This window comes from Luteibacter sp. 621, assembly GCF_050435445.1.
In the GTDB taxonomy this organism is placed as follows: Bacteria; Pseudomonadota; Gammaproteobacteria; order Xanthomonadales; family Rhodanobacteraceae; genus Luteibacter.
In genome coordinates this window covers 127,263-133,705 of the sequence record NZ_JBNDKI010000014.1, presented here as the reverse complement: position 1 = coordinate 133,705, position 6,443 = coordinate 127,263, and the positions used below count along the sequence as shown (strand labels likewise).

8 protein-coding genes are annotated in these 6,443 nt (G+C 65.0%); 6 read left to right on the top strand and 2 right to left on the bottom strand.

Features of this window, described 5'->3' with window-relative positions:
* Nucleotides 1–449: 449 nt before the first annotated feature.
* Nucleotides 450–581, top strand: a complete 132-nt coding sequence (locus ABIE56_RS15510; protein WP_429244686.1) for a hypothetical protein — start codon at nt 450–452, stop codon at nt 579–581.
* A 464-nt stretch (nt 582–1,045) separates the two neighbouring features.
* Here ABIE56_RS15510 and ABIE56_RS15505 read toward each other — a convergent pair whose 3' ends face one another.
* Nucleotides 1,046–2,887 (bottom strand): M4 family metallopeptidase, encoded by a 1,842-nt coding sequence (locus tag ABIE56_RS15505; protein ID WP_429244685.1) that lies wholly within the window; start codon nt 2,885–2,887, stop codon nt 1,046–1,048.
* A 254-nt stretch (nt 2,888–3,141) separates the two neighbouring features.
* On the opposite strand from ABIE56_RS15505, the gene ABIE56_RS15500 reads away from it, so the two are divergent.
* On the top strand, nt 3,142–3,582 hold the full coding sequence (locus ABIE56_RS15500; RefSeq protein ID WP_429244684.1) for a DUF4279 domain-containing protein: 441 nt from the start codon (nt 3,142–3,144) through the stop codon (nt 3,580–3,582).
* A gap of 7 nt (nt 3,583–3,589) precedes the next feature.
* Here the strand turns inward: ABIE56_RS15500 and sufT are convergent, their stop codons facing one another.
* Complete coding sequence (gene sufT, locus ABIE56_RS15495; protein WP_429244683.1) at nt 3,590–4,147, bottom strand: putative Fe-S cluster assembly protein SufT; 558 nt, start codon at nt 4,145–4,147, stop codon at nt 3,590–3,592.
* A 190-nt stretch (nt 4,148–4,337) separates the two neighbouring features.
* Between sufT and ABIE56_RS15490 the strand changes: the two genes are divergently transcribed.
* The 4 genes from ABIE56_RS15490 (at nt 4,338) to ABIE56_RS15475 (ending at nt 6,438) form a co-directional block, all read left to right on the top strand.
* Nucleotides 4,338–4,778, top strand: a complete 441-nt coding sequence (locus ABIE56_RS15490; RefSeq protein WP_429244682.1) for a hypothetical protein — start codon at nt 4,338–4,340, stop codon at nt 4,776–4,778.
* A gap of 201 nt (nt 4,779–4,979) precedes the next feature.
* Complete coding sequence (locus ABIE56_RS15485; protein ID WP_429244689.1) at nt 4,980–5,498, top strand: RNA polymerase sigma factor; 519 nt, start codon at nt 4,980–4,982, stop codon at nt 5,496–5,498.
* Entirely contained in the window at nt 5,495–5,881 is a 387-nt protein-coding gene (locus ABIE56_RS15480; protein WP_429244681.1) for a hypothetical protein, read from the top strand. The genes ABIE56_RS15485 and ABIE56_RS15480 overlap by 4 nt, the downstream gene beginning before the upstream one ends.
* A gap of 5 nt (nt 5,882–5,886) precedes the next feature.
* Nucleotides 5,887–6,438 (top strand): DUF3106 domain-containing protein, encoded by a 552-nt coding sequence (locus ABIE56_RS15475; protein ID WP_429244688.1) that lies wholly within the window; start codon nt 5,887–5,889, stop codon nt 6,436–6,438.
* Nucleotides 6,439–6,443 lie beyond the last annotated feature (5 nt).

Here is a 6,443-nt window from a genome sequence, read left to right as displayed (position 1 = left end):
ACGCGACCAACGGACAGGTCCCGCCAGCCATCCACGAGCTACAGGCGGCGCGATAAACCACCCTATCGGGTGTCTAGAAAGACTTGACCACGACACCCACCCTCGCTGCTCAGACAGGTCCTCCGCGTTCGGTGCGGAGTGCGCCTGCGGCGCAAATGTACTTATTTGGCCTACGGCCGCTCTCTTGTGCGGAACTCGCCTCGAGGGTGGGCACCGACGGCTCTTTTGATCCATGAGTTTGGGTGGTGGGAGAGCCGGTGCGTTATCTGCGGCGGACGTGGGCGGTCGGACACGGAAGCGTCCGCGGACACGTGGAACGCGGCGCGGTAGATCGCTGAGAATGGCTTGGTGGCGCCGTTTGTGAGGTATCGCGAGCGTTGGCACGGGGGATGCAACGTCTAGGGCAAAGGGGCTCATACCTCATCCCGATAGACCCAAGGAGACATGCCATGAAAGTCGAAACCTTCCTGCTGAAGACCTTCTTCGCTGCTGCCGTGCTGACCTGTGTGTTGACGATGGGGGCATTTGTGACGGCGAGTCCGGCACAGGTGTCGGCGACGTTGGTGGCCGCGGCACAGTAACCTGATCCGGCGTCTTCGCATTGTTGGTTGATCACGCGCAGGTCCTGCGGCGGTGTCGCGAAAGCTGTCGGCCACAGTGTAGCGTCCTACAAGGGGGGCATCGCCGGGCCCAAGCTCTCCGCCGTGCAACCTCGGTGCTGCAGAGAGACCTTGGTGCCCACCCTCGAGGCGAGTTCCGCACAAGAGAGCGGCCGTAGGCCATATAAGTACATGGGCCGCGCAAGCGGCCAACCGCACCGAACGCGGAGGACCTGTCTGAGCAGCGAGGGTGGGCACCAAGGGCTCTGTGCCTCAACCGACAAGAGCGAGGCGGCGCAAGCCGCTGGCTACACGCATTCGCGAAAGCGAATGAACCGATTCGCTAGCGCGAAGCCGAAGGCGAGCCCGCAGAAACGCAATAGCAAAGAAAAGGGCCAGGACAAAGCCTGGCCCCTTTCCCGGGAGTGACACGATTGCCGCGAGGCTTACGGCGTCCAGGTCGCCTTGAGCGAAACGCCCGAGAACGACGAATAACCGCGCACCTTCACGTAGTACGTACCCGCCTGCGTCGTCGCAAAGCTGCACGACTCCGCATTACCCGTCTTATACGGGCGGCAGTTATAGCTCGACGTGGTCGGCGCCGAACCGAACTTCACATACAGGTCCGCATCGCCCGAACCACCGCTGGTCGCGATCACCAGGTTCTTGGCACCGGCCGCCACCGTCACGGTGTAGCTCAGTTCCTGGCCCGAGCTGCCCGCCAGGCCCGTCTTGGCCGTGCCGTTCTGCAGCGCCGTACCGCCCGTGCCACCACCACCGCCGGTGGAGCAGGTCACGCCCACGCCGGTGAACGCCGCAGCCACATCCGTCGCGGAATAGCCAAGGTCAGTCGCCGCGCTGGCAACACCGCACGAACCGCTATTGAAATCCGACGTTGCCGTCCAGTAAACGGCATTCGCACGAGCGAACGCCTTGAACGCCTTCACCGTATCCCAACCGCTGGTCTTGGCCAGCAGGCAGAACGCCTTGTTGTACACACCCGAGGAGTAGTGCACATCCAGGCCGCTGTAATAATCCGATGCGTTACCGATCGAACCACCATCCTGCGGCGGGTTACACATATAACGAAGCGCGGTACCGATACCGGCACTGCTCTTCACGATGTCGGCACCCACCAGGAAATCGTTCGAGCCGCGGTCGAAATACTCGGCCGCCTCGCCCGCGATATCCGAATACGCCTCGTTCATACCGCCCGACTGGCCGTCATACTCCAGGTTGGAGTGCTGCTCGGTATAGCCATGGCTGATTTCGTGCGAGGTCACATCCAGCGCCACCAGCGGATAGAACGTGCTGGCGCCATCGCCGAAGGTCATCGAACTACCATCCCAGAAGGCGTTCTCGTAGTTCGAACCGTAGTGCACCTTCATGATCAGCACCTGGTTCAACGGCGCGGCGCCGGTGTACGCGGTGTACATGTCGTGCACAACACCACCGAAGTGGTGGGCATCATTGATCGGGCCGTAGGCGCCGTTCACCGCATCGCCCGTGGAGTTGAAGCAGGTGAAGCTCCACAACGTACCGCTGCCGGAGGTGGCCTTCTTCATGTTGTAGCTTTTCACGTTCGCGTTCTGGGCCGTACAGGTCGTACCCGACTGCGTCACGTTCAAGGCGGGGAGGCCGTTGGCGCCCCAGGTGTACTGGCCGGTCTTGCCGTTACCGCCCGGACCGGTCGCATCCACGTTGGTCAGGCCTTCCCACTGTTTGATGACCTCGCCCGTGTTGGCATCGACGATCGCGGTGGGACGGGTGGGATGGTCACCCCCATTGAAGAACGAGGTGAGGTACACCAGGCGGGCCGGCGCCCCATCGACGGGGTAGACGTAAAGATCGGCCTTGGCATTCTCCGGCTTCACGGCGGCGCTGCGCAGGGTCGTCGCCTGCTTCGTCAGCACCGCCACGGCCGCGGCCTGGTCCAGCTTCGGGGCCACCGAGGCCAGGTCCACCTGAAGGTCGGACGAGACAACACCGCTGGCGACCAGGGCATTGCCCTGCGCATCCTGTTCGACCGCGATGCTGCGGCCGTAAACCGGCACGCCCTTGAAGGTCTGCTGCATGCGCACGGTCTGTGTTCCCTTCACCGTGGGCAATGCATTCTTCGCAACAAATGCATTGTCAGCGGAAAGGCCAAGCTTGGTGGCCAGCTGGCTGGCCGGTGCGGCTCCCAGGTTCTGCGCACGCAGCGACTGCTCGGTTGCCGCCGAGGCGGCCGAGGTAGCGGCGATGCCGACAGCGACCGCCAGGAGTTTCAAGCGAACATGACTTGCCATTACGTTCCTCCTCCGGGAATGGGCAACACGAAGCCATTGCGGCCGTGGTGGACCACATTCCGAACGATGATGATTTCGCGCCGTGGCGCGAATGCCCGTGTGACTTACGATCCCCCCAGACCGAAAGTCCTTGTCAACGTATCGCAAGATTTAACGGTCGACTACCTAGGGGTTTCCCTAGGTCGTGAAAAAACGCGATGCTATGCACGAAACGGGAGGGGCGCGCCCGCGCTGCCGTTAAAAGGGGAACCACCATGGCCAGCACCATGCTTGATATCGACGCCGACCTCGCCCTGCGCACGCCCGTGGTCAGTGCCTCGTTCCGCCTGACGTCAGAACGGCACGTGCTCGATCACCTCGTTCGCGAGTTCAACATAGAAGGTGGCCAGTGCTGGCAAAAAGGCGATGCCGAGGAAGGGCTTGGCTCGGCCCGGCGCGCCTACGGCTGGAGTGTCACCCTGCCCCCGCAACGCACCTATTCGGTCGATACGGCGATCAACGAACTGCTGCTGCGCCTGGCCCCGGAGCGCGATGCCATCATCCAGCTCATCCGGCTCATGGAGCTGGATGCGCATGTTTGCCTCGAGGTAAAGCTGGCACCGGCAAACCTGCCGGTTCTGCATGCGGCGCCGTCAACGATCGCCGCGATGGCCGCCTACAACGCGGCCTGCAGCGTGGAGTTCCGTGAGCTCTGAGCGGCGCTCAGAGCATCCCCGTTTCAAGCTTCGCGGCGTCCGACATCATCGACTGGTTCCAGGGCGGATCGAACACCAGGTCGACATCGGCTTCCATCACGGTGGGGATCAGTTCCAGCTTGGTGCGAACGTCATCCACGAGGATATCGCCCATGCCGCAGCCGGGCGCGGTCAGCGTCATTTTTACGTACGCTTTGCGGCTGCCTTCGTCGCTGCTTTCCAGGCTGACGTCATAAACCAGCCCGAGCTCCACCACGTTGATGGGAATTTCCGGATCGAAGCAGGTGCGCAGCTGTTGCCACACCAGCTTTTCCACGTCTTCATCGGATGCGTCCGCCGGCAGCTCGATGGCGCGCGGCGGCTCCTTGCCCAGCGCATCGGCATCGTTGCCCGCGATACGGAACAGGTTGCCTTCCACGTACACGGTGAAGCTGCCGCCGAGGGCCTGGGTGATGTAGCCGATCTGGCCGGCCGGGAGCGTGACTGTTTCACCTTGCGGCACCATGACCGCCTGGCAGTCACGTTCCAGGGTGAAGGGCTCGCTGCTGAGGCTGAAACCGCTCATGGGTGTCCTGTGGGGGCGGCCCGCAGGCCGCAAAGTAGTCAATTATGCGCCCGCCGGGGCCCGGCGGTCAGCATCTACCGTGGAAGGTTTGGGCGGCCGGGCCTGCCCTCAAGAGCGCGCAAGCCCCCGGCCCGCTATCATGCGGGCGTTCCCCACACCCCGGTTCCCATGCGTCTTCCGATTCCCTGCCATGGTGGCTAGCCCCATCCGCCGCCTCATCAACCTCGTTTCTGGCCTGCTCGGCGCCGTCCTGTTCGGCTTTGCCGCCGGTGCGACGTGGATGGTTCCCTCCATGATGTTCGGCCGCGCCCTGCCCGCACTGGCGCTGCCCGTGGGCTGGGCCCTGGGCTACGTGGTACGGCGTTGGCTCAGGTTCGAGGGCGTGCCCGGGGCATTGCTGGCGGCGGGCGCCACGTTGCTGGCCTCGGCCTACGTGGGCTGCCTGGTCGTCGCCGCGACCATCGCGGGCATGATGGGGGTGGGCTTCGCCCAGGCTATTTCCGATGCGGGGCCGGCCATGCTGGTATCGCTCGCCCGGCTGGCCCAGGGCCCGGCTGACCTGGCGCTGTACCTCGCAGGAGCCATCCTGGCCGCACTGGTGGCCTGGCCGCTGGGCCGTCGCCGTGGCTGACTTCACCCACGGTAAATGCCCAGGTTGGAAGATACCCCCCGATGGCGAGTCAACCGGCGGTCGCCGACCGCGTTTAGCAGGGTGAAACCAGGCCGTATGGAGCACGAGGATGGCAAGACCGACGACGCGGAGAAAGCCGTGAACGGCTCGCTCGCGCTCGACAGTGCCTCCCTCGAGGACCTGCGCGACATCCCTGCGAGCATGGATGCGTTCCTGGCCGGGATTGAACGGCGGGCGTGGCGCATGGCCGAGATCCACCTTGGCAACCGCGACGACGCGCTGGATGCCGTACAGGATGCGATGTTGCGGCTGGTGCGGCACTACGGCGAGAAGCCCGCCCAGGAGTGGACCCCGTTGTTCTGGGGGATCCTGCGCCGGCGCATTGTCGACCTGCAACGCCGCCGCAAGGTGCGCTCCATCGTGGTGGGCTGGATCGGCGGTGGCACTGATGATGATGGTGCCGAGCTTCCCGCGTGGGAGCCTGCCGACGACGCGCCGGATCCTTCAGCACGCCTGCAGGATTCGCAGGCCTACGGCGATATCGTGGAAGCGGTCCGCAAGTTACCGCGGCGCCAGCGCGAGGCGTTCACCTTGCGCATCATGGAAGGCCTGGATGTCGCCGAAACCGCCCAGGCGATGGGTTGCTCCGACGGTAGTGTAAAGACACATCTTTCGCGCGCGATGCATGCGCTGCGCGAGCAACTGGAGGCATGGCGATGAGCCAGCACGATCATGAACTCGAACGCCGCGCCAGGGATCTGTACCTGCGCGCCAGCCGTGACGTGGATCCGGCCATGGCCGGCCGCCTGCGTGCCGCACGGCGCACGGCATTGTCCGCCCCGGCCCACCATTCCACGGCGCGCCGCGTCCTCATTCCTGCCAGCGCATTTGCCGTGGTGGCGCTCGCTACGCTCATGGTGTGGCAGCCGCTTGGCGGCCCCTCGTCGGCGCCCCCCGCGGCCATGCAGGCCGTGGACGCCACCGATCCCACTGATCTGCCACCGGATGCCGACAACACCGACCCCGCGCTGTACCAGGACCTCCAGTTCTACAGTTGGCTTGCGTACAACGACACTGGCGGCCAGGCCCGGAATAACAAGTGAGCACCATGCGCCGCCTCGCCCTACCCCTCGCCTTGCTGTTGTTGCTCGGTGCGCCGCTCGCCGCCGTCGCGCAGGCCGCCCCGCCGGCCCCGTCGAACGACTGGCAGGGGCCGGATGACCACCACCCGCTGCCGCCGCCGCGGCCGTGGAATCAGTTATCTGCCGATGAGAAGGACATCCTTTCGCCGCTGGCGAAGGATTGGGATACGTTCCCGCCGCAGCGGCAGTCGCGCATGCTGGACAAGGCCCAGCGCTGGCGCGGGCTACCGGCCGATCGCCGCGCCGAAATCCGCGACCGCATCGCCCACTGGCAACAGATGACGCCGGAAGAACGGGCGCAGGCTCGCCGCAACCAGCAGAAATTCAACGATCTTTCGCCCGAGCAGCGGCAAAAGCTGCACGATGCGTTCGAGCGCTTCCGCACATTGCCACCTGATCAGCGCCGTGCGCTCGTGGAGCAATGGCGCAACCAGACCCCGGAACAGCGCCGCCAGGCCCTGGACCACCTGGGCCCCAACGACGCCCTGCCGCCCCCGCCGCCGCCGCGCGACCGCTAAGGCCG